10 protein-coding genes are annotated in these 21455 nt (G+C 73.9%); 5 read left to right on the top strand and 5 right to left on the bottom strand.

Going from position 1 to position 21455, the window contains the following annotated elements:
- Positions 1-24: 24 nt before the first annotated feature.
- Together IG86_RS0120060 and IG86_RS0120055 are read left to right on the top strand one after the other, a co-directional pair.
- Positions 25-2328, top strand: a complete 2304-nt coding sequence (locus IG86_RS0120060) for an MMPL family transporter (RefSeq protein WP_051785289.1) — start codon at positions 25-27, stop codon at positions 2326-2328.
- Between the two features lie 27 nt (positions 2329-2355).
- Positions 2356-3669: a metallophosphoesterase gene (locus IG86_RS0120055; RefSeq protein ID WP_030898424.1), complete on the top strand. Its 1314-nt coding sequence runs from the start codon at positions 2356-2358 to the stop codon at positions 3667-3669.
- A gap of 74 nt (positions 3670-3743) precedes the next feature.
- Here IG86_RS0120055 and IG86_RS43025 read toward each other — a convergent pair whose 3' ends face one another.
- On the bottom strand, positions 3744-5408 hold the full coding sequence (locus IG86_RS43025) for a PKD domain-containing protein (protein ID WP_037848845.1): 1665 nt from the start codon (positions 5406-5408) through the stop codon (positions 3744-3746).
- A gap of 955 nt (positions 5409-6363) precedes the next feature.
- On the opposite strand from IG86_RS43025, the gene IG86_RS0120045 reads away from it, so the two are divergent.
- From IG86_RS0120045 to IG86_RS0120035, 3 genes are all read left to right on the top strand, one after another.
- On the top strand, positions 6364-7164 hold the full coding sequence (locus tag IG86_RS0120045; RefSeq protein ID WP_051785288.1) for an AfsR/SARP family transcriptional regulator: 801 nt from the start codon (positions 6364-6366) through the stop codon (positions 7162-7164).
- Positions 7165-7244: 80 nt separating this feature from the next.
- On the top strand, positions 7245-8183 hold the full coding sequence (locus IG86_RS0120040) for a beta-ketoacyl-ACP synthase III (RefSeq protein WP_030827199.1): 939 nt from the start codon (positions 7245-7247) through the stop codon (positions 8181-8183).
- Positions 8184-8197: 14 nt separating this feature from the next.
- Positions 8198-8956 (top strand): thioesterase II family protein, encoded by a 759-nt coding sequence (locus IG86_RS0120035; protein WP_030898421.1) that lies wholly within the window; start codon positions 8198-8200, stop codon positions 8954-8956.
- A 56-nt stretch (positions 8957-9012) separates the two neighbouring features.
- Here IG86_RS0120035 and IG86_RS0120030 read toward each other — a convergent pair whose 3' ends face one another.
- From IG86_RS0120030 to IG86_RS0120015, 4 genes are all read right to left on the bottom strand, one after another.
- Positions 9013-17436, bottom strand: coding sequence for a type I polyketide synthase (locus IG86_RS0120030; RefSeq protein ID WP_051785287.1), 8424 nt, complete (start codon positions 17434-17436; stop codon positions 9013-9015).
- Positions 17437-17501: 65 nt separating this feature from the next.
- Complete coding sequence (locus IG86_RS0120025; protein ID WP_030827209.1) at positions 17502-18341, bottom strand: alpha/beta fold hydrolase; 840 nt, start codon at positions 18339-18341, stop codon at positions 17502-17504.
- Between the two features lie 73 nt (positions 18342-18414).
- Positions 18415-19986, bottom strand: coding sequence for a long-chain-fatty-acid--CoA ligase (locus IG86_RS0120020; RefSeq protein WP_030827212.1), 1572 nt, complete (start codon positions 19984-19986; stop codon positions 18415-18417).
- A gap of 17 nt (positions 19987-20003) precedes the next feature.
- Positions 20004-21455, bottom strand: a complete 1452-nt coding sequence (locus IG86_RS0120015; protein WP_051785286.1) for a beta-ketoacyl [acyl carrier protein] synthase domain-containing protein — start codon at positions 21453-21455, stop codon at positions 20004-20006.

Here is a 21455-nt window from a genome sequence, read left to right as displayed (position 1 = left end):
GCCCCTTCGTCCAGAGAGCAGACCATGCCCCGTACACACACGTCCGACCGCCTCGACCCCCACGTCCGCCCACCGGCCCTCCAGCGCTGGGGCCGGGTGACCGCAGCGCGGTCCCGGCTCGTCGTCTGGGCCGGCGTGGCCCTCGCCGTACTGGGCCTCGTCCTGGCCGCCGGCACCATGAACCGCCTGGTCCTGAGCCGCTTCGAGACCCCCGGCTCCGAATCCGTGACCACCCGGGCCTTCCTGGAGAAGGAGTTCGACGCCGGCACGCCCAGCGTGCTGCTGATGGTCACCGCCAAGCAGGGCACCGTGGACGGCGAAGCGGTCGCCTCCGAAGGCCGCGCACTGGAGCGGGAACTGGCCGGGCAGGACGGGGTGGCCGAGGTCTTCTCGTACTGGTCGCGCGGCAACTCCCCCGCCATGCGCGGCAACGACGGCAGGCAGGCCCTGATCATCGCCCGCATGGCGGGCACGGTGACCGAGGCCCGGACCCGGCTCGCGGACATCTCCCCGGCCTTCACCCGGGACGGCGCCCAGGTCACGGTCCAGGTCGGCGGCGGCGACGAGATCTTCCGGCAGGCCGCCGAGCAGTCCCGCAAGGACTTCCTGCGGGCCGAGATGATCGTCTTCCCGCTCGTCCTGCTCCTGCTCTTCGCGATCTACCGCCGGTTCTCGGCCGCCTTCCTCACCCTCGGCATGGGCCTCTTCTCGGTCATCACCACCCTGGCCCTGATGCGCGGCGTCACCTACCTCACCGACGTCTCCACCTTCGCCGCCAACCTGGCCCTGGTGATGGGCATCGGCCTCGGCGTCGACTACAGCCTCTTCGTCATCAACCGCTTCCGCGAGGAGCTGCGGGCCGGGCGCAGCGTCCCCGACGCCGTCGAGCAGTCCGTCGCCCACGCCGGCCGCACCGTCGCCTTCAGCGGCCTCACCGTGGTCCTGTCGCTGGCAGCCCTGCTCCTCTTCCCCTTCCCGTTCCTGCGCTCCTTCGCGTACGCCGGTGTCGCCACCGTCCTGACCTCGGTCTTCGCCGCGCTCGTGATCCTGCCCGCGGCCCTGGCCCGGCTCGGCCGCAAGGTCCTGCGCAAGAACGAGGACGGGCACACCCGCCCCGCGCAGGGCTGGTGGCACCACACGGCGCTGCGCATGATGCGCCGCCCGCTGCTCTACGGCATCCCCGCACTGGTGGTGCTCCTCGGGCTGGCCTCGCCCGCCCTCGGCCTGACCTTCGGCGTGCCCGGCGCGCAGGTGCTGCCCCGGGACGTCTCCAGCCGCGTGGTCCAGCAGCAGATCCTCGACAACTTCGCCGCCGAGGAGATGAGCGCGATCAAGGTGCTGCGCACCGGACAGGCCGGGACCGACGCCAACCGCGCCTCGATCGACGCCACCGCCGCCGAGCTGTCCCGGATCGCCGGGATCCACCAGGTCGACGCCCTCACCGGCTCGTACGCCAAGGGCCGGAAGATCGCCGAACCGGGTGAGTCCGCCCGCCGGTTCGCGAGCGAGCGCGACACCTGGTACTCGGTCGTCGCCACCCACCGCACCGTCGCCCAGGACATCGACCGCGCCCACGCCGAGATCCGTACCGTCGCGGGCAGGGGCGCGGAAGGCGGCGCGGTGAAGATCGGCGGCTACCCCGCCGAGCTGAGCGAGTTCCGTGCGGAGCTGGTCGACCGGCTGCCGCTGGTCTTCGGCCTGATCCTGGTCACCACCTTCCTGGTGCTGTTCCTGATGACCGGCAGCGTGCTGCTCCCGGCGAAGGCCATGCTCCTGAACACCCTGAGCATGGGCGTGATGTTCGGCGTCCTCGTCTGGATCTTCCAGGAGGGCAACCTGGCCGACCTGTTCGGCTTCACACCGAGCGGCTCGATCGAGCCCAGCATCCCGATCCTGATGTTCTGCGTGGCCTTCGGCCTCTCGATGGACTACGAGGTCTTCATGCTGTCGCGGATCAAGGAGGAGTACGACCTCACCGGCGACAACGCGGGCGCCGTCGCCGCCGGCCTGGAGCGCAGCGGACCGCTGATCACCTCGGCGGCCGTCATCCTCGCCGCGTCGTTCGCCACGTACGCCTCCTCCGAGATCGTCTTCCTCAAGATGCTCGGCATCGGCATGGTCGTCGTGATCCTCGTCGACGCGACCCTGATCCGCGCGGTCCTCGTACCGGTCTCCATGCGGCTCGCGGGCCAGGCCAACTGGTGGGCTCCGGCGCCGCTGCGCGCCTTCCACGACCGGTTCGGCATCTCCGAGTCGTCCCCGGCCGCGCGCCCGGCGGCCGCCACCTCCGACACGGCCGGGGCCGGCGTCCGCGCCGGCCGCTCCTGATCCACCAGGTCCGAGGGAGACAGACACATGCTGGGAATCGGACTGTGGGCGCTGATGCTGGCGGGCTCCGCCGTCGTCCACTACTACCTGTGGATCCGGCTCGTCCGTGACACGACGCGGCCCCGGACCACGGCCCGGCGGCTGGCGACCCCGGTCGTCGTGCTGTCGGCGCTGCTGGCTCCCGCGACCCGGATGCTCACCCCGCTGTTCGACCCCTCGGGCGGGGGAGGCGGCCGGTTCCTGGCGTGGCCCGGCTACACCCTGATCGGCGTACTGCTCTACCTGCTGCTGGCGCTCGCGGTACTGGAGCTGCCGCGGGCCCTGATCCTGCGCGGGTGGCGGCGGAGCGCCGGGCAGCAGGCCGGTCCGGCGCCGGTACGGGTTCCCGTGACGGCGGCCGCCGCGCCCGAGGCCGCGACGCCCGAGGCCGCGGCGGCACCCGTGCCGGCCGCGGCCGAACCGGAGCCCGCCGCGCCGGGGGAGGAAGACCGACTGCTGCTCGGCAGGCGGTTGTTCCTCGGCCGCGCGGTGGGCACCGTGGCCGGGGTCACCGCCCTCGGCACGACGGGCTACGGCATGTCCTCGGCCCTCGGCGACCCGCTGGTCACCCGCGTGCCGGTCACCCTCTCCAAGGTGAACCCGCGCCTGGCCGGCCTGCGGATCGCCGTCGTCAGCGACATCCACCTGGGGCCGCTGCTCGGGCGCGCCCACACCGAGCGGATCGTCCGGATGGTCAACGGGCTCCAGGCCGACCTGGTGACGATCGTCGGTGACCTGGCCGACGGCACGGCGTCCCAGCTGGGACCGGCGGCCCGGCCGCTGAAGGCGCTCGAGTCCCGGTACGGGAACTTCTTCGTCACCGGCAACCACGAGTACCTCTACGACGGGGTCGAGGACTGGCTCGACGAGATGCGCAACGTGGGGGTGCGCCCGCTGGTGAACGAACGCGTGGAGATCCGCCACAACGGCGCGTACCTGGACCTGGCCGGCGTCGAGGACCTGGCGGGGGAGGAGTTCGGCCGGGGGCCGGACCTCGGCCGGGCCCTGGGCGGGCGGGACCTCTCGCGCCCCGTGGTGCTCCTCGCCCACCAGCCGGTCTTCGCCGACGAGGCGGCCCGGCACGGGGTGGACCTCCAGCTGTCCGGACACACCCACGGCGGGCAGATGTTCCCGCTGACCGCGGTCACCTCACTGGCCAACCCGGTCAACTCCGGGCTCGGCAGGGTGGAGGACACCCAGGTGTACGTGACGAACGGCGCGGGCTTCTTCGGCCCGCCGGTCCGCGTCGGCGCCCCGGCGGAGATCACCCTGCTGGAGCTGCGCTCGCCGCTGCCCGTATGACGGGCCGTGCCCCGGGAACGGCCTGTACGGCTGTTCCCGGGGCACGGTCGTGAGGGCTCGGTCCGCCCGGTGGGTCAGTTCTGCTGGTAGACGCCGAACATGTCGACCACGAGGTCCGCGGGCTCCCAGCCCCGGTTCCAGAAGTCGATGACGCCGGTCTTGCCGGTGCTCGCCTGGACCAGGTTCGGGACGGTCGCGCCCTTCGTCCAGTTCAGGTTCGAGGAGTTCGGCGCGGTCGGCGGCTTCCACGTGTCGTTGTCGTACTGCGCCCAGGTGTTCGGGTCCGGGGCGACCGAGAGGTGACCGCTGCCGCGGGTGTTGGTGACCGTCGTGTTCAGGACGTACGCCGTGTTGTTCGGCTTGCCGTCCGCCAGCGGCAGCCAGCGGTAGTCCTGGCCCTCCACCGGCCAGTCCCACTCGCGGGAGTCGTGCAGCCGCGTCGGCAGCACCGGCAGGTAGGCGGCCCCGCCGTTGGGGGTGTAGTAGCCGACGACGTCCACGACCACGTCGGCCGGGTCCCAGGCGCCGTTGCGGATGTTGATCTGGCCGTCCGGGCCGACCGGGACGATCACCGAGTTCGCGATCGTCTGGTTGGCGCCGAAGTTCACGTTCGACGTGCCGGGCGCCTGCTGTCCGCTCGGGAAGACCGTCAGGTGGCCGGCGCCGCGAGGGCCGGTGACGGTGACGTTGAGGGCGACGGCGGTGACGTTGGAGGACGGGATCGCTCCGCGGCCGGCGACCTGGACGGGGAACTGGCTCTGCCCGGCGACCTGACCCCAGGTGCCGAGGCCCGCGCGGCTGTCGACGATGCGGGTCGGTTCCAGCGCGGTGTAGCCGCCGGCGCCGGCGGAGTGGCTGAAGTAGCCGGTGACGTCCGCGAGCAGGTCCACGTCGCCGTAGCTGCGGTTGACGAGCTCGACGTAGCCGTCCGCGCCCACCGGCACGATCGTCATGTTCGGCACGGTCTGGCCCGCGGTGAAGTTGACGTTGGAGGTGGTCGGCTGCTCGGTGCCCGACGGGTAGGCCGTGATGTGGCCGCCGGAACGGGGGCTGACGACGGTGAGGTTGAGCGCCACGGCGGTCGCGTCGTCCGGGATGCCGCTGTTGCCGCCGACCTTCACGCGGGCCACGCCGTACGGGGTGACCGGACGGTTGCTGCCGCCGATCCCGGAGCGGGTGTCCAGCAGCCGGGTCGGTGCGTGCGGGGTGAACTTCGAGCCGGCGGCCTGGACGTCGACGCTGTTGGTGGCGGTGACGTTGTTGTCCTGGTCGGTCAGGGTGACCGTGACCTTGTGGCTCCCGACCTCGGCGAAGGTGTGCTTCGAGGTCAGCAGCTTCGCCCCGGTGACGTGCTCGGTGTCGGTCTTGCCGTCGCCCCAGTCGATGTCGACCTTGACGGGCGCGCCGGCGGCGCTGGTGATCTGGGACGCAAGGCTGAATCCGTGCGCCGAGGTGGCCGAGGCGCGCAGGTCGACGCCGAGGCCGGCGTTGCCCTTCGCGGCACCCGCGGCACCCGCGGCACCCGCGGCACCCGCGGCCTGCGGAGCGGCCGCTGCCTTGCCGGACGTGCGGACCGTACGCTCCGCCGGGCTGTGGAAGACGGCGGACTTCGCCGCGGCGGCCTTGACGGCGTCCGTCGCCGCGGCTGCGCTCCCCTGGCGCTGCGCGGGCTGGTCTGCGGCCTGGGCCGCGGTCGGTACGAAGCCGATGACTGCCGCTACGACGGCAGCCGAAATCATGACGCGGTGACGCTGCACCGGTCCCCCCTTGTTTATTGAACCAGTTCAGAAGTGAAGCGCGTTCAGAGTACACATACCGGATGGTCGAGACGAATGTGTTTCCGAAACGTGCGAACGCCCTGTCGATGGGGACGACAGGGCGTTCGTGGCGGTTGCACCGAAAGTGATCGAGTCGGCCGCACCGGATGTCACTTCTCGGCGGTGTCGACCGCGCGGTGCGCGGGTGGCCGGCGACGGTGCGGGCGATGGGGGTCAGGCATCGCCCGCGGCCGTGCTGCCGTCGTCGAGCGTGCCCGGCTGGTCGGTCCCCCCGTGCCTGCGAGCGGTCGCGTCGACGCGTCAACCGCCGGCGGCGGCCACGTCGGTCCACGTGTCGTGGACTTCCCCCAAGGCCTCCGGAGGCGGATGTCTGTCGGGACCATACCCGCAAGTACCCGCAGGTGGGCGGAGTTGTCCGGGCCTCGGCCGGGGTTCCGTCCGGTCTGCCGACGGTGTGCACGGAGGGTGGCCGGACGGTCGCCGTGAGAGGGCGTCAGGGCGGTCCCGGGCCCGCCAGGAACGGGATCGGAGAGGTTTCCGGAGGGTGACGACCCGCTGGGGCGGGGGCGTCGGATGTCCGGTTCGGGGTGGTACGGCCGCCCGTCGAAGGTCGCTTTCGAGCCGTTTGAATTTGGCTTGAATGGCTGGGGCATGCTGGCGGGAAATGGTCGTTCGAAGGTGACGAAGAAACGGAATCGGGTCATCCCGGATGAGTGTGAGATGTGGCCGATTCGTGTGGACCGTTCGTAATCCGGAGATTCCCTCTCGGCACCTCAAGAGTTCCTCAGATGAGAGATGAGCGGCTTGACTCGATCTAGGTACCCCATGAAAGATCTAGGGGTGCGGAGGGGGGCTGCACGTTGCAGGCCGGTTGTTCGCATCCCCTTCGTGGCGCAGAGGTCTACCAGGGGGAATAGTGAAGTTCCAAGTGCTCGGACCAGTTGAGATAGAGACAGAGGACGGGACCCAGGTTTCGCCGAGAGCGCTCAAGCTCCGCTCCCTGCTGGCCTATCTCTGTGCCCACCACGGCGAGGCCGTGTCCTCCGGCCGGCTCATCGAGGCCCTGTGGTCGGGCGCTCCCCCGCAGACCGCCTCCACCGCCCTGCACGTCTACGTGTCCAAGCTGCGCAAGCACCTCCAGAGCCTCGATCTCGACGCAGCCGCCCTCATCACCACGCAGCCGCCCGGCTACAAACTCCGGCTCATCGGGTGCGATCTCGACGTCTACGAATTCGACAGGCTGCTCGGAACGGCCCGGGAATTCCGCCGGAACGGCGATCGGGAAAAGGCTTCGAAAACCTTCGAGCAGGCCATTTCTTTGTGGCGCGGTCAGGCCCTGGAGGATCTGCGCAGCATTCCTGCATTTGAATCCCTCGGCCGCAGGCTCGACGAGCGCCGTTCTTTCGCGCACGAGCAGCGTTTCGAGCTCGAACTCGAACTCGGAAACCACAAGGCTCTGGTGGGCGAGATCTACGCATTGCTCGACGACCGCTCGACGTGGGAAAACCTTTACGCCTACCTGATGGTGGCGCTCTACCGGAGCGGGCGGACCGCCGAGGCGCTGGCTACGTACAGCAGGGTCAGGCGGAACCTGGTCGAGGACCACGGGATCGAACCCGCGCCCCGCCTCCAGCGGCTTCAGCACGCGATCTTGACCCATGCCCCGTCCCTGGACGACTGTGGCGCGGATCAGCTGGTGGGCGTGAACGCCGCATGAGCGCGGTCGACCCGCTGCATAGGCTGACCATTGGTCAATCCGGATCCGGGTCAGGATCCATGGAACGAGGAGAATCACTGATGGTCGGGTCCCGCGTCCTTTCCTTCGGGCACTATCAGCCGTCAAAGGTTTTGACCAACGCCGATCTGGAGCAAATGGTCGAGACCAGTGACGAGTGGATTCAGAGCCGGGTCGGGATCAAGACCCGCCGGGTGGCCGCCGAGGACGAGTCCGTTTCGGACATGGCAGCAAAGGCGGCTGCAAACGCTCTGGCGAATGCGGGCCTGACCGGAGCCGACATAGATTTCGTCATCGTGGCCACCTGCACGGCACAGGACCGCTCTCCCAACATGGCCGCCCGCGTCGCCGCGGCCGTCGGCGCCAAGGCTCCCGCGGCGATTGACGTGAACACGGCTTGCTCTGGATTCCCACACGCAATGGCGCTGGCGGACCAGAGCATCCGGACCGGCTCCGCCACGAAGGCCCTGGTCATCGGCGTGGAGAAGCTGACGGACTTCGCCGACTGGACCGACCGCACCACCTGCGTGCTCATCGGCGACGGAGCCGGAGCGGCCGTCGTGGTCGCCTCCGAGGAATCCCTCATCAGCCCGGTCGTCTGGGGATCCGTGCCCGAGATGGGGCACGCCGTGCGCATCGAGGCGCCGTCCCACACCTTCTCCCAGGAGGGGCAGTCGGTGTACCGCTGGGCCACCACCGCCCTGCCGAAGGTCGCGCTCCAGGTGTGCGAGCGGGCCGGGGTCAAGCCCGAGGACCTCGGCGGCGTCGTCCTGCATCAGGCCAACCTGCGGATCATCGAGCCGCTGGCCCGCAAGATCGGCGCGGTCAACGCCGTCATCGCCAAGGACGTCGTGGACTCCGGCAACACCTCGGCCGCCAGCATCCCGCTCGCGCTCTCCAAGCTCATCGAGCGCGGCGAGATCGAGAAGGGATCGCCCGTACTGCTCTTCGCGTTCGGCGGCGGCCTGTCCTACGCCGGCCAGATCATCCACTGCCCGTGACCGGGAGAGACGACGTGAGCACGGTGAAGTCCTCCTCCACCGCCCCCTGGTGGCCGCTGCTGCGGCTGCAGGGGGCGGCGGTCGCGCCCCGGCTGCGCCTGCTGGTGTTCCCGCACTCCGGTGCCGGCCCCAACACCCTCTTCCCCCTCGTCGAACCGCTCCCCGACGACGTCGAAGTGCTCGGGCTGTCGCTGCCCGGGAGGGAACGCCGCTTCGGCGAGACCCCCGGCTGCCGCCTCGACGAGGTCCTCGGCTCCGTCACCGACGAGGTGCTCGGCCGGGACCCGCTGCCCACCGTGGTCTTCGGACACAGCCTCGGAGCGCTCCTCGCCACCCGCACCGCGCACCTCCTCGGCCCGCACTGCCGCGCCGCCGTCGTCAGCGGCCAGGTACCCGGCCGGACCAGGCGCCGGGCGCACGCCACCAGCAGCGAGGAGGACGCCGTCCGGCTGCTGCGGGACGGCGGGGGCACCCCGGAGTGGGTCATGCAGGACCCGGACATGCTCGCCCACGTCACCCGCGTCCTGCGCGCCGACATCGACCTCAGCCGGGAAGCGGCCGTGGGGTTCGAGGACATCCGGCTCGACGTGCCCCTGCACGTCCTCGGCGGCACGGCCGATCCGCTGGTCCCGCACGAACCGCTGGACGGCTGGGCCGACCACACCACCGGCCCCTGCAAGGTCCGCCGCTTCGACGGCGACCACTTCTTCCTCCTCGCCGACGAACACCGCGGCGCGGTCGTGGACACCCTGCGCGAGGCCCTCGCGTACTGACCGGCCTCCGCCGGCCGCCGCCGTGGGGACAGCCAGCCCCACGGCGGCGGCCGCCGTCATGCCCCGTCCAGCTCGCCGGCCAGGTGGGCGGCGAGGGCCACGGCCGTCGGGTGGTCGAAGGCCGCCGTCGCACCCAGCCGCACCCCCGCCTCGGTACCGAGCCTGCCGGTCAGCTCCAGCGCGGTCAGTGAATCCAGGCCCAGCTCCCAGAAGTCGCGGTCCGCGGCCACCGCCTCCGCTCCGGCGTGCCCCAGTACCTCGGCGACCCGGCGGCGCACGATCTCGACGAGTTCCGCCCGCCGCTCCGCGGGCGGCAGCCCGCGCAGCGCGTCCCGCGGGGAATCCGCCCCCGCGGACCCGGCCGGGGCCGCCCCGCCGCCGAGGGCGAGGCCCCGCAGCAGCGCCGGCAGCCGGCGCCCGTCACCCCGCAGCGCTGCGGGTGCCAGGGCGACCGGTGCGACGACCGCCTCGTCGCCCGCGCAGGCCGCGTCGAACAGTTCCAGGCCCTGCTCCGCCGAGAGCGGCGCCAGGCCGATCCGGGCCATACGGGCCAGGTCCGCCGCCGCGAGCCGGCCGCCCATCCCCGCGCCGCCCCACAGCCCCCAGGCCAGGGACAGGCCCGGCAGGCCGAGCTCGCGCCGGTGCAGGGCGAGCGCGTCCAACTGGGCGTTGGCGGCTGCGTAGTTGGCCTGCCCGGCGCCGCCCAGCAGGCCCATGACGGAGGAGAACATCACGAACGCCCGCAGTGGCGCGCCCTCCGTCAGGCGGTGCAGGTTCAGCGCCGCCGCGGCCTTGGCCTCCAGTACGCGCTCCAGCCGGCGCGGGGTGAGCCCCGCGATCGTGGAGTCGTCGGTGATGCCCGCCGCGTGCACCACGGCCGTCAGCGGCCGGTCGGCCGGCACGTCCGCCAGTACGGCGGCCAGAGCCCCGGCGTCGGAGGCGTCGCACGCCACGACGGTGGCCGACGCCCCCAGGTCGGCCAGGGCGGCGACGAGCCGCCCCGCGCCCGGGGCCTGCGGCCCGCTGCGGCTGAGCAGCAGCAGGTCGCGCACCCCGTGACGGCGCACCAGGTGTTCGGCCAGCAGGGCGCCGAGGGCGCCGGTGCCGCCGGTGACCAGCACCGTGCCGTGCCCGCCCCACGCGGTCGCGGCCGGCTCCAGGCCGTCGCCGCCGCTGACGGCCCGGGTCAGGGCCGGGTGCAGTGCGGCGCCCGCCCGGATCGCGGACTGCGGTGCGCCGGAGGCCACGACCGAGGCCAGGGCCCGCGCGTCGACGTCCTCATCCGCGGCCACGTCGACCAGGACGAACCGGCCCGGGTGCTCGGTCTGCGCGCTGCGCACCAGCCCCCACAGGGCGGCGCCGGCCAGGTCGCAGACCTCGTCCCCGGCCGTCGCGGCGACCGCGCCGGAGGTGACGAACACCAGCCTGCTGTCGCCGAGCCGGGTGTCGGTCAGCCACTCCTGGAGCAGCAGCAGGGTGCGCTGGGTCGCCGAGCGGGTCGCGTCGGCGGTGTCCGCGGCCTCGCCACGGGCCGTGACGAACACGACGTCGGGGACCTCCCGCGCCGCGCCCAGCCCCCCGTCCAGGGCGAGCAGGTCGACGAACGTGGTCACCGCGACGTCCCGCGCCTTGAACGCCGTGGCCAGCCCCAGGCTGTCGGACCCCAGCACCGCCCAGCGCCCGCCGTTCACGGCGGCGGAAGGAGCTTGCGGCGCGGGCGCCGACTCCGTCCCCGGCCGCGATGCCGGCGACCAGTCGAGCACGAGCAGGCCGGCCGCCGGATCGTCCCCGGCCGGACGGGCCCGGAACACGACGGACTCCGCCGTCAGGATCGGCCGCCCCGCGCCGTCGGTCAGCTCCAGCGCGAACGTGCCCGCACCCGGCGCGGACTCCAGCCGCACCCGGGCGGCGCCGGCTCCGGGGCCGTGCACCCGTACACCGCGCCACACGAACGGCAGCAGGACCTCCTGCCCGCCCGAGTCGAGGGAGTCCACCAGGAAGGGGTGGAGGGCGGCGTCCAGCAGCGCGGGGTGCACCGCGAAGGCCGTCCCCGCGGGCCGCTGCCCGTCCGGCAGGGCCACCTCGGCCCACAGCGCGCCGTCGGTGCGCCGCATCGACCGCAGCCCCCGGAAGCCAGGCCCGTACGCGAACCCCAGGCCGGCCAGCCGCTCGTACGTGCCGTCCGGCAGCCCGTGCTCCTCGGCCGGGTCCGTCCCCGCCGCGAGACCGGGCGCCCGCTCGTCCCGCGCCGCCGGAGCCTCCAGCAGGCCACCGGCGTGGTCGGTCCACGGCTCGCCGCGGCCCGCACCGGCCGGACGGGAGTGCACCGTGACGGTGCGCGCGCCGTCCGGGCCGGGGGCCCCGACCTGGCAGCGCAGGTCCACCGCGGTCCCGGGGTCGAGCGCGAGCGGGCGCCGCAGCACCAGCTCGGCCACGCCCGCGGCCCCGACGGCGGCCCCGGCCTGCAGGGCGATCTCGACGAAGGCCGTACCGGGCACCAGGACCGTGCCCTGCACGACGTGATCGGCGAGCCACGGGTGGGACTCGGTCGACAGCCGCGAGGTGAACAAGAGGCCGTCCTGGCCCGGCAGTTCGATCTCCGCGCCGAGCAGCGGGTGGCCGCTCGCCCCGATGCCCGCCGCGGCCAGGCCGGTGCCGGCCGGACCGGGCAGCGGCAGCCAGTACGCGGCGCCCCGGAAGGGATAGGCGGGCAGGTCCACCCGGCGCGCCCCGCGCCCGGACAGGACCCGCTCCCAGGCCACCGTCGTGCCGCGCACGTGCAGTTCGGCGAGGGCGCCGAGCAGCGTCGCGGGCTCGGGCCGTCCCCGCCGGGCCGCCGTGGCCAGTACGGTCGCCCCCGGCTCGGCCAGGCACGAGCGGGCCATGGCGCCGAGCACGCCGTCCGGGCCCAGTTCCAGGCAGGCCCGCACGCCGTCCCCGGCGAGCGCGGTCATCCCGTCGAGGAAGCGCACCGGCAGGCGGACGTGCTCCACCCAGTGGTCGGGGGTGCACAGCTCGGCGGCGGACACCGGCCGCCCGGTGCGGTGCGAGACGACGGGGATCCGCGGCGGGTGGTACGTCACCGACCGGGCGACGTCGGCGAACCGCTCCAGCATCGGCTGCATGAGCGGCGAGTGGAAGGCGTGGCTGACGTTGAGCAGCTTGGCGCGCCGGCCCGACTCCCGGCAGCGGTCCAGGAGTTCCCGTACGACGTCCTCGTCCCCGGACACCACGACCGAGCGGGGGCCGTTGACGGCGGCGATGCCCGCGACGTCCTCGTGCCCGGCGAGCCAGCCGAGCACCTCGTCCTCGGGCGCGTGCAGCGCGGCCATGGCGCCGCCCTCGGGCAGCGCTCCCATCAGCCGGGCCCGGGCCGCGACCAGCGCGCAGGCGTCGGGGAGCGACAGCACACCGGCCACATGGGCGGCGGCCAGCTCGCCGACGGAGTGCCCGAGCAGCCGGTCGGGGCGCAGGCCCCACGCCTCGACCAGCCGGAAGAGCGCGACCTCGAAGGCGAACAGCGCCGGCTGCGTCCACTGCGTACGGTCCAGCAGCGCGGCCCCGGCGGTGCCCTCCGCGGCGAACATGACGGGGCGCAGCGGGCCTTCGAGCAGACCGTCGAGGTGTCCGCACACCTCGTCGAGCGCGCGGGCGAACACCGGGAACGCCTCGTACAGTTCGCGGCCCATGCCGGGGCGCTGGCTGCCCTGCCCGGTGAAGAGGAAGGCGAGCCGCCCCGGTGCGGAGACGGCGGTCCCCTCGTGGACGTACGGGGTCGCCGTGCCCTCCGCGAGGGCCGACAGCGCCGCCGTGAACTCCTCGAGGCCGGTGGCGAGGACCACCGCGCGGTGCGCCAGGTCGGCGCGGCCGGTGGCCAGGGAGCGGCCGACGTCGGCCGGTTCGGGCGGCCGCCCGCCGGTCACCGCGTCGCGCAGCCGGGCGGCTGCCTCGCGCAGCGCGTCCCCGTCGGCGGCCGACAGCGGCCAGGCGACGGGCACACCGGCCGGGACCGGGTCGGCGGCCGGTTCGGCCGACGGCGCCGGGGCGGGCGGCTCCTCGACGACGACGTGCGCGTTGGTGCCGCTGATGCCGAAGGAGGAGACGGCGGCCCGGCGCGGGGCGGCGGCCGCCGGCCAGGGCCGGTGCTCCTGCAACAGCCGTACGGCGCCGGCCGACCAGTCGATGTGCGGGGAGGGGGCCTCGGCGTGCAGGGTGCGCGGCAGCAGGCCGTGGCGCATCGCGAGGACGGTCTTGATCACGCCGCCCACCCCGGCGGCGGCCTGGGTGTGGCCGATGTTGGACTTGAGGGAGCCCAGCCACAGCGGGGAGTCGCCCGGCCGGTCCCGGCCGTAGGTGGCCAGCAGCGCGCCGGCCTCGATCGGGTCGCCGAGCACGGTGCCCGTGCCGTGGCCCTCGACCGCGTCCACCTCGTGCGGGGCCAGTCCGGCTGCGTCGAGGGCCGCGCGGATGACCCGTTCCTGGGAGGGGCCGTGCGGGGCGGTCAGCCCGTTGCTGGCGCCGTCCTGGTTGGTGGCGGTGCCCTTGACCACCGCGAGGACCGGGTGTCCGTGGCGGCGTGCGTCGGAGAGCCGTTCCAGCAGCAGCAGGCCGGCGCCCTCGCTCCAGCCGGTGCCGTCGGCGTCCGCCGAGTACGCCTTGCACAGGCCGTCGGCGGCCAGTCCGCGCTGGCGGCTGAACTCGGTGAACATGCCCGGGTTGGCCATGACGGTGACGCCGCCGGCGAGCGCCGCGTCGCACTCGCCGCGCTCGATGGCCTGCGCGGCCAGGTGCAGGGAGACCAGGGAGGACGAGCAGGCGGTGTCCACGGTCAGCGCGGGCCCCTGGAGGCCCAGGACGTAGCTGATCCGGCCGGATATGACACTGGGCGCGGAGCCCGTGAGCAGGTGGCCCTCGGCGTTCCTGGGGGCCTCGTGCAGCGGGGGACCGTAGCCGGAGGGCATGGCGCCGACGAACACGCCGGTGCGGTGGCCGCGGACCGACCGGGGGTCGATGCCCGCCCGCTCGAAGGTCTCCCAGGCCAGTTCGAGCATGATCCGCTGCTGCGGGTCCATGGCGAGGGCCTCGCGCGGGCTGATCCCGAACAGGGTCGCGTCGAAGCGGGCCGCGTCCAGGAGGAAGCCGGCCCGGCGGGCGTACGTGGTGCCCGGCCGGGCGGGATCCGGGTCGTGCAGGGCGTCCAGGTCCCAGCCGCGGTCGGCGGGGAACTCCGACATGGCGTCGCCGCCCTCGGTGACGAGCCGCCAGAGGTCCTCGGGGGAGCCGACGCCGCCGGGGTAGCGGCAGGCCATCGACACGATGACGACGGGGTCGCCGTCCATCCGCGTGTCGGCGGCCGGTGCGTCGGAGTCCTTCGGCGTGCCGGGGGCGGCCGGTGCGTCGGCGGCGGGAACGCCCGCGGGCCCGTGCGCCCGGCTTGCGTCCAGCTCCCGCAGCCGCCGCGCCGTGGCGTCGGGCGTGGGGAAGTCGAAGAACAGGGTGGCGGGCAGCGGCAGGCCGGTGGCCTCGGCGAGACGGCGCCGCAGCTGCACCAGGGTCAGGGAATTGAAGCCGAGGTCGCGGAAGGCCCCGTGCGGGTCGACGTCCGCCGGGTCGGCGTACCCGAGCAGCGCGGCCGCGTGGTCGAGTACGAGGTCCAGCGGGTCCGCGCCGGACGCGCCGGACGCGCCGGACGTGTCGGCGGCCGGCGCCGCCGCGGGCACCGGCTCGACCGGGCCGGCGGGCCCGGCGGGGGCCGCGGGCGCGGTGCGCGGCAGGGTGCGCAGCCAGTGCCGGCGCCGCTGGAAGGGGTAGGTGGGCAGCGGGACCCGGCGTCCCCCGGCGGCCCGGGCCACCTCGGCCAGGTCCGCCGCCGCGCCGCCCGCGTGGGCCTCGGCCAGTGACAGCAGGAAGCGGTCCCGGCCGCCCTCGTCGCGGGCGAGCGTGCCCACGACGCTGACGTCGGCGCCGGCCCCGGCCGGGCGCGACTCCAGGGTGTCGGCGAGCCCGGCGGCCAGGACGGCGTGCGGGCTGACCTCGACGAAGAGGTCGAAGCCGGCGTCCAGCAGGGTCCGGGTGGAGCGGTCGAAGCGCACGGTGTCGCGCAGGTTGCGGTACCAGTAGTCGCCGTCGAGCGCCCCGGTGTCGAGGAACTCCCCGGTGGTGCTGGAGCAGTAGGGGACGCGGGCCGCGCGGGGCCGGATGCCGCTCAGGGCCGTGCGCACCTCGTCGGCGATGGCCTCGACCTGCGGGGAGTGCGAGGCGTAGTCGACCGGCAGGGTGTGCGTGCGCACGCCCCGTTCCTCGCATGCCGTGCGCAGGGCGGCGAGCGCTCCGGGGGATCCCCCGGCCACGGCCGAGGAGGGCCCGTTGACCACGGCCAGGGCCAGCTCGCCCGGGTGCCGGGCGAGCAGCGGCTCCAGCTCCTGCGGGGACAGGGCCACCGACATCATGCCGCCGGTGCCCGCGAGGCGGACGATGGCTCGGCTGCGCAGCGCGACGACCCGGGCGGCGTCCTCCAGCGAGAGCGCCCCCGACACGCAGGCGGCGGCGATCTCGCCCTGCGAGTGGCCGACCACCGCGTCCGGCTCCACGCCGTGCGAGCGCCACAGGGCGGCCAGTGACACCATCACCGAGAACAGCACCGGCTGGACCACGTCCACCCGGTCCAGGCCGGGAGCCCCCGGCGCGCCCCGCAGGACCTCCGTCAACGACCAGTCGGTGTACGGCGCGAGCGCCTCGGCGCACTGCTCGACGGACGCCCGGAAGACCTCCGAGGTCTCCAGCAGGTCCAGCGCCATGCCCTCCCACTGCGAGCCCTGGCCGGGGAAGACGAAGACGGTGCGGGCCGGGCGGCGGACCCGTCCGCGGACGAGACCCGGCGCGGGGCGGCCCTGCGCGAGGGCCTCCAGGCCGGTCAGGAACTCCTGTCTCGAACCCGCCACGAGCACGGCCCGGTGTTCCATCCGGTCGCGGGTCGCGGCCAGCGCGTAGGACACGTCTGCGGGGGTCAGGCCGAGGTCGGCGGCGAAGCGCTCGCCCAGGGCCCGGGCCTGGTCGCGCAGCGCGGCGGTGCTGCGGGCGGAGAGCACCCACGGCACGGTGGCGCCCGCGGCGCTCGCACGGGCCGCGGCGGTGGCGGGCCGCGGCGGTGCCTGGCCGATGACCACGTGGCAGTTGGTCCCGCCGACGCCGAACGAGCTGACCCCGGCCAGCCGGGGGCGGCTCCCGCCGGGCCACGCGCCGTGCTCCCGCTGGACGGCGAGCCCCAGCCGGTCCAGGGGCACGAGGTCGCTCGGCCGCTCGAAGTTGCGGCTGAGGGGGATCTCCCCGTGCCGGACGCTGAGGGCCGCCTTGAGCAGCCCGGCGATGCCCGCCGCGCCCTCAAGGTGGCCGATGTTCGTCTTCACCGAGCCGACCCGCAGCGGGCCGACGGCCTCGCGGCCGTCCGCGAACACAGCGCCCAGCGCCTCGGCCTCCAGCTGGTCGCCGCGCCGGGTGCCGGTGCCGTGCAGCTCGACGTAGCCGATGTCGCGGGCCGGGACGCCCGCCTGGCGCAGGGCGGCGCGGATGACGTCGCCCTGCGCGTCGGGGTTCGGCACGCCGAGTCCCTCGCCGCGGCCGTCGTTGTTGACCGCGCTGCCGTGGATGACGCAGACGATCTCGTCCTCGTCGGCGAGCGCCCGGGACAGCGGCTTGAGCAGGACGACGGCGGCGCCCTCGCCCCGTACGAAACCGTTGGCGCGGGCGTCGAAGGTGTAGCACTCGCCGTCCGGGGAGAGCACCCCGAACTGCGAGGCGCGCACGGCGCTCTCGGGGATCAGGTTGAGGTGTACGCCGCCGGCGAGCGCGAGCTCGGACTCGCCGCGGCGCAGGCTCTCACAGGCCAGGTGGACGGCGACCAGGGAGGAGGACTGGCCCGTGTCCACCGTCATGCTGGGGCCGGTCAGGCCGAAGGTGTGGGAGAGGCGGTTGGCGACCAGCGCCCGCTGCAGACCCGTGAAGGCGTAAGGGCCGATCGCCTCGGGGCCCTGCTGCGCGAGCAGGGCCTCGTAGTCGGCGGCGATGGAGCCGACGAAGACGCCCGCGGCGCTGCCGCGGACCTCGGACGGGCGCAGGCCGGCGTTCTCGAAGGCCTCCCAGCCCAGCTCCAGCACGAGCCGCTGCTGCGGGTCCATCGCCTCGGCCTCCAGCGGGGAGATGCCGAAGAACTCCGCGTCGAAGCCGGCCACGTCGTCGAGGAAGCCGCCGCGCCGCGTGTTCACGCGGCCCGGCCGCTGCGCGTCCCCGTCGTAGAACTCCTCGGCGTTCCAGCGGTCGGCGGGGACGTCCTTGACGCCGCTCGCCCCGTCCCGCAGGAGGCGCCAGAGGTCGCGTGGTCCGGCCGCGCCCGGCAGGCGGCAGGCCATGGCGATCACGGCGATCGGTTCGGCCGGCGCGTGCGGCTCCGGGTGGCCGGCTGTGGTCCCAGGCTTGCTGCTCATCGCTCTCTCTCGTCCGCTCGTCTGTTCCGTCCGCCGGCCCGCCGCGTATGCCGCCGCCCGCCGGTTCAGTCCTTGAGGAAGTCCAGGACCCTGCCGATGACCTCGGGGTCGCCCAGGATCCGGCGGTGGCCGAGCTTGCTCGTGATGAGCAGCTCCGCCCGGTCGCCGTAGCTCGCGGCCAGCCGGCGGCCCTGGTCGACGCCGACCTCGCGGTCGTTCTCGTCGTGGACGACGAGGATCCGCGCCGTGATCTCCTCCGGCCGGTGGTCGGCGGAGAAGCGGTTCCAGACGTCCCGCTCGGGGGCGAAGAACAGCTCGGTGCGCCGGCGCAGTTCGGTGGCGAGGGCGGGGCGCAGACCCAGCTGGCCGCAGAAGGTGTCCGGCAGCGAGCCGAAGTCCGCCACCGAGGAGATGGAAACGAGCCGCTCGGTGACGAGGCCGCGGCGGGCCGCCAGGTAGGCGGAGGTGCCGCCGAAGGAGTGTCCGACGACCGCGTGGAAGTCGCCGTACCGCTCCTGCAGCGCCGTCATGACGGCGCCGTGCTCCAGGATGGTGCAGGTCGAACCGCCCGACGAGCCGTGGCCGGGGGCGTCGTAGGCCACGGCGGTCAGGCCGAGGGCCTCGATGCCCGCGACGAAGCCGGCGAAGTTCGCGGCCCGCCCGCTCACGCCGTGCACCAGCAGGACGGGCTTGTCGCCGCTGCCCCAGCGGTAGGTGCGGATCTCGCGGCCGCCGACGGTGAGCGTCTCCTGCTCGGCGCGGTCGTGGACCTCCCGCTGCTCGGGCCGGACCGGGGTGCGGGGCGGTGCGCCGTGGAACAGCTTCCAGGCCGGGCCTCCGGCCGCCTTCACGGAGACGTACGACACGGCGTTGATGACGTTGCGTATGGTGCTGAGGGAAGCCATCCGGCTGCCTGCTTTCTCGCTGGATCGGGACGGGAAGTGGGGGGAACAGGCGCCAACACAACGCCCGCGGGCATCAGTTGACCTGACGCTCCCGGTCCTGCCAGAAACGGTCGCGCAGTTCCCGCCGGAGGATCTTTCCACTCGGGTTGCGCGGGAGCGTGTCGATGAACTCGAAACCGGACGGAATCTTGAAGTCGGCGACCGTGCCCTTGAGGGAGAGCACCAGCTGCCGCGGACTGACCTCGTGACCGGGCCTGACCACGACGAACGCGTGGATCGCCTCGCCCCAGCGCTCGTCCGGGACGCCCACGACCGCCGCCTCCACCACGGCCTCGTGCCGCGCGAGCGCGTTCTCGATCTCGGCCGGATACACGTTCTCGCCGGCCACGATGATCGTGTCCTTGATCCGGTCGCAGATGAACACGTAGCCGCCGTCGTCGAGGTAGCCGGCGTCCCCGGTGTGGATCCAGCCGTCCACGAGGGTGTCCGCGGTGGCCTCGGGCAGCCCCCAGTACGAGAGCATCCGCGACGGCGTGCGCAGGCACACCTCGCCGATCGCGCCCGTGGGCAGCACCCGGCCCGCCCGGTCGACGATCTTGGCCTCGAAGCCCGGGTAGGGCCGCCCCGCCGCCTTCAGCCGGGCCCCGCCGGCCACGTGCTCGTGCGGCGGCAGGCAGACCGCGGTGTTCCCGGTCTCGGTGAGCCCGTAGATCTGCGCGAACTCGCAGCCGATCCGCTCCAGGCACTCCTGGAGCAGGCTCTCGGAGATGGGCGAACCGCCGTAGACGATCTTGCGGAGCGTCGCGAAGTCGGCGGTGCCGGCGCCCGGTTCCGCCAGCATCATCTGGAGCATCGCCGGGACCAGGCAGGTGGTGCTGACCCCGTGCTCGCGGATCAGCCGCACCGCCTCGCCGCTGACGAACATCCGCATGGCGACGTTGGTGACACCGGCGTTGAAGCCCTGCGTGGCCCACCAGAGGCCGCCGATGTGGAAGCCGGGGATGCCGATGAGGCTGACGTCGTCCTCACGCCAGTCGATCCACCCGAGCCCCTCGGACGCGAGGGCGTCGCGCACCTTGAAGAAGCTGCGGTGCGCGAGCACCACGCCCTTGGGCAGGCCCGTGGTGCCGCTCGTGTAGATCTGGGCGATCGGGTCGTCGGGGGAGGCGGACGCCTCCGGGTCGGCGTCCGAGTGCCCCGCCTGCCAGGCGGTGAAGCCGCTGCCGGGGCCCGCCGGGCCGTCGAGGGCGACGATCCGCACCTGCGACGGCAGTTCGGCGGCCGCCTTGTGCGCGACGTCGAGGAACTCGTCCTCGACGAAGAGCAGTGAGGTCCCCGAGTCCCGCAGGATGTGGTCCACCTCGGAGGCCGTCAGCCGCCAGTTGATGGGGACCAGGACCGTGCCGGCCTTCGCGCAGCCGAAGAGGATGTCGTAGTAGTGCTCCGACTCCTTGCCCAGGTACGCCACCCGGGAGCCGCGCACCGCCCCGGCGGCGTGCAGTGCGCGGGACGTCCGGTTGCTGCGCCGGTGCAGCTCCCCGTAACCGACCTCGCGGCCCTCGCAGACCACGGCCGTCCGGTCGGGGCGTTCGGCGGCGTGGAAGGCCGCCGTACGGTCCAGGGTCTGCAACTGCGGGTGGTACATCTGCGGCTCCTCGCTCCTCAAGTCCACTGGTTGCCCTCCGGCCAGTACCGCCGGCCGCGCACGGGCGCCGGTCCGGGCGCCTGCCGCGGGGGCCCGTCCACGCCCTCCATCAGGACGTGCGCGTTGGTTCCGGTGAAGCCGAACGCACTCACCCCGGCCAGCCGCCGCGGCGCGTCCGGCCACGGCTGCGAGGCCGTCGGCACCCGCAGGGCCAGGCGCTGCCACGGGATCGCCGGGTCCGGCACGTCGAAGCCGGGCTGCACCGGGACCGTGCGGTGGTTCAGCGCCAGCACGGTCTTGATCAGGCCGGCCGCGCCGGACGCCGTCTCCAGGTAGCCGAGCGTGCCCTTGGCCGAGCCGACGAGCAGCTCGGGGGCGTCCGCCGAGTCCCGGCCGTAGACGCCGGCGAGGGTCTCCGCCTCGATCACCCCGCCCAGCTTCGAGCCGTTGGCCTGCGCCTCGACGTAGCTCACGGCGTGCGGGTCGATCCCGGCGGAGCGCAGCGTGTCCGAGATGACCCGCCGCTGGCCCAGCGCGGACGCCGCGGCCATGGCGGGCCGGTCGCCGTGCTGGTGGATGCCGCTGCCACGGACCACGGCGTACGGCACGTCCCCGTCCGCCTTGGCGTCGGACTGGCGCTTGAGCACCAGCACCCCGCAGCCCTCGCCCCGCACGTGCCCGTCGGCCGCCGCGTCGAAGGGCCGGCTGCGGCCCGTCGGCGAGACCATGCCCGCCTGGGCGAACACGGCCGTCGTGAACGGCGCCAGCAGCAGGTGGCAGGCGCCGACGACGGCGAGGTCGCACTCGCGGGCCCGCAGCGCGTGCGAGGCCAGGTGCAGCGCGGTCAGCGCCGAGGAGCAGGCCGTGTCGACCGTGAGCACCGGCCCGCCCAGACGCAGCCCGGTGGCGACGCGGGCCGCGGTGGCGCTCAGCGCGCCACCGGTGCCCATGTACGGGGAGAGGCCCTCGGGACCCACCCCGTTGCGCAGACAGGCGTAGTTGTACTCGACGGTGCTCACCCCGGCGAACACACCGACCCGGGCGTCGGTGCCGGGCTCCGCTCCCGCGTCCTGGAGCGCCTCGGCGGCCACCGTCAGCAGCAGCCGCTGCTGCGGGTCCATGAAGGCCGCCTCCTCCTCGCCGATGCCGAAGCGCTCGGCGTCGAAGAGGTCGATGTCCGCCAGGTAGGAGCCCTGGCCGAGCAGTCCGGCCAGGTGGGCCAGGTCGGGTGCGGCCACGTTCCACCGGGGGCGGCCGGTGGAGTCGACGGGGATTCCGCCGCCACCGGCCACCACACGGCCGTCCCGCAGCGCCTCCCAGTACTGCCGGGGGCTGTCCAGGCCGCCCGGCAGGCGGCAGGCGAGCCCGGTGACGGCGATGCCCTCGCTCTCGCGCAGCCGCTGCCGTGCCAGCATCAGGACCAGCTGCTTTTGGGAGAGCCCCGACAGGGACTCGATGTACTCCTTCAC

Origin of the sequence: Streptomyces virginiae (genome assembly GCF_000720455.1) — a bacterium.
Taxonomy (GTDB): domain Bacteria; phylum Actinomycetota; class Actinomycetes; order Streptomycetales; family Streptomycetaceae; genus Streptomyces; species Streptomyces virginiae.
Note: the sequence above shows the minus strand (reverse complement) of the source record. Positions and strands in the feature narration are given on the sequence as shown.